This window comes from Paenibacillus sp. VTT E-133280 (assembly GCF_002264385.1).
Lineage (GTDB): Bacteria > Bacillota > Bacilli > Paenibacillales > Paenibacillaceae > Paenibacillus_AQ > Paenibacillus_AQ nitricinens.
On the sequence record NZ_NFUX01000153.1, the window covers coordinates 1 to 1,800 of the forward strand.

The 1,800-nt window shown below is 47.2% G+C and carries 2 pseudogenes; one reads left to right on the plus strand and one right to left on the minus strand.

Annotated elements, in window-relative coordinates:
* Positions 1–98: 98 nt before the first annotated feature.
* Positions 99–1,361: pseudogene (gene ltrA, locus CA600_RS30520) on the minus strand (group II intron reverse transcriptase/maturase).
* Positions 1,362–1,566: 205 nt separating this feature from the next.
* On the opposite strand from ltrA, the pseudogene CA600_RS31050 reads away from it, so the two are divergent.
* Positions 1,567–1,800, plus strand: a pseudogene (locus tag CA600_RS31050) (hypothetical protein); the annotation flags it as partial.

Genomic DNA, 1,800 nt, shown 5'->3' on the forward strand with positions numbered 1-1,800 from the left:
TTTTTTGTATTGTATAATTTCCTAAACAATCGAGTAGGAGGGGGCGGCGTGCCCCCGGCCTCTCACACCACCGTACGTACCGTTCGGTATACGGCGGTTCATGAAATATTCCGTAAGGAGTTGTATCGGTCCAATACACTCTTTAATCCATTGGATTCCCAATATTGGTTATTCAATGCACGTTGCAGAATTGGACTCCCTGCAATTCGCCAGTACCTTTTCCGAGTATTTCCCCACTCATATGCTATGTCCTTAGGCACGCCTAAAGATATAAGCCTTTTGACCTTGGTTCTCGGGTTCTTCCATTGCTTCCAGAGACACATTCGCAATCTCCTTCGAATCCACATATCCATCGCTTTTAAGACACTTGGCGTATCCGCCAGACAGAAATATCCCTGCCATCCCATCAAGTATCGATTGATCTCCTGGATTCTCTCTTCCATTCGCATCGCTTTCTTTCGGGATGTGATCTCCCGAATTCGTGCCTTCGCTTTCTGCAAGGACTGTTTCGCTATCCTCACCTTGGGTTTTTTATCGCTACTAAAACTAAACCCAAGAAATTTTCGTCTCCATGGGCGGTCCACCGCACTCTTCGCTTGGTTCACCTTTAGTTTTAGCCTCGTCTCGATAAATACGGTGACAGATGCCTTCACTCGTTCTCCTGCTCTTGGCGTTTTCACGTAAATATTGCAATCATCCGCATAACGAACGAAGCGGTGTCCACGTTTCTCGAGTTCCTTGTCGAGCTCATCCAAGACGATGTTAGATAATAACGGACTGAGTGGACCACCTTGCGGTGTCCCTTCTGTTGTCGGTTTTACTAATCCGTTCTCCATCACTCCTGACTGAAGATATTTTCGAATCAGCAGGAGAACTTTCTTGTCCTTCACTTTAGCCGAAATCTTCATCATCAGTCAGTCATGGTTGACGCGATCAAAGAATTTCTCCAAGTCCAGGTCAACGACGTATCGATAGCCTTCTTTCATGAATTCTCTAGCTTCCCTTACCGCCTCATGTCCTCGCCTTCCCGGACGAAATCCATAACTGTGGTCAGAAAACTCTGGATCAAATAATGGGGTTAGTACCTGAGCGATTGCTTGTTGAATCATTCGGTCTGTCACGGTAGGTATTCCTAATAACCTAACGCCTCCGCCACCGGGTTTCGGGATTTCGACTCGGCGCACGGGGCTCGGTTCATAGGTTCCTTCTTCTATCGATTGCCGCAAGGTTTGCCAGTTTTGTACGATGTGTTCTCGTAAGGATTTTACGGACATCCCATCTACGCCATGACTTCCTTTATTCGCTTCAACACGCTTTAAGGCTTGCAGAAGATTTTCCCGTGACAGCAGCTGTTCCAACATTTTTTTCACCTCTCTTTACGTGATTTGTATCTTCCTCTTGTGCCAGAGATGAATTCTGCCCTGCCGAAGCTCCTCACGGGATTCACCGCTTCCTTCTTCAGTCAGGTCCTTTCGGATTTTTTTTCTGCTTTCATTACTCATCTTGCACGCCTGGATGTACAAATACCTACTTCATGTTCAGCCCTTCCGCAGCTGTTGTAACAGCTTGCTTACTATGGCGTCTGCTGACTTCTGTGCGTTCAGCCTGCTCTCACAAGCAGGTTACGAAGTGGCTTCGCCTACCGCACAGATCTCCCCAGGTAAGGACGCTATCTTCCTCTCCATCTATCTGCTCCATTTACTCCCGTACGCCTTTGGCAGTATGGACTTTGGTTTGTTATGCAACCTCATCCAGCCTACGTTAGCCTTGTATGAAGTTCGTGTTCCTCAGACCGGAGAT